This window comes from Palleronia pontilimi (assembly GCF_016412875.1).
Taxonomy (GTDB): Bacteria; Pseudomonadota; Alphaproteobacteria; order Rhodobacterales; family Rhodobacteraceae; genus Palleronia; species Palleronia pontilimi.
Genome location: NZ_JAEKPD010000011.1, coordinates 1 through 649, shown reverse-complemented (window position 1 = coordinate 649; position 649 = coordinate 1). Strand labels below are relative to the sequence as shown.

At 65.3% G+C, this 649-nt stretch carries 1 protein-coding gene; it reads left to right on the top strand.

All coding sequences use genetic code 11. The features are described 5' to 3' along the window. Positions 1-42 precede the first annotated feature (42 nt). Positions 43-649: pentapeptide repeat-containing protein (locus tag ILP92_RS18865; protein ID WP_198916754.1), on the top strand; the 607-nt coding region annotated here is incomplete at its 3' end.

Below are 649 nucleotides of genomic sequence, written 5' to 3'. Positions count from 1 at the left end.
GATTCCAGATCAAACCGGCCCTAACCGCGGGGGAAGGTCACAATGAGCAATTCCGCCGCCTTCGAAGATTCGCGTTTCCAGAAAGTAAAAGCCTACGGCACCGGTCCCAACGACATGACCGTGGAAAACTTGGCGAACCGATGGGCAAGCAATCTCCCTCAACCCCGCATCGACATCCAGACTGCGCTCACTGTGATCGGCGAACGCACCGAGACGCAGAAAGCCCTTGAACGCGACGAACCCGGGCAGCTGACCTACCGCCTCGACCTGCGCAACACCAACCTGCGCCGCGCCGACATCTCAAACCTCGACCTGTCCCAAGCTCAACTCAACGGGACGCATCTGGAGGGGGCGGACCTCTCCAGGACGCATCTCGAGGGGGCGGACCTCTCCGGGACGCATCTCGAGGGGGCGGTCCTCTCCGGGGCGCATCTGGAGGGGGCGGACCTCTCCGGGGCGCATCTCGAGGGGGCGAACCTCTACGGGGCGCATCTGGAGGGGGCGCGCCTCTTCAGGGCGCATCTGGAGGGCGCGGACCTCTCCGGGACGCATCTGGAGGAGGCGAACCTCTACGGGGCGCATCTGGAGGGGGCGGACCTCTCCGGGACGCATCTGGAGTGGGCGAACCTCTCCGGGACGCATCTGGAGG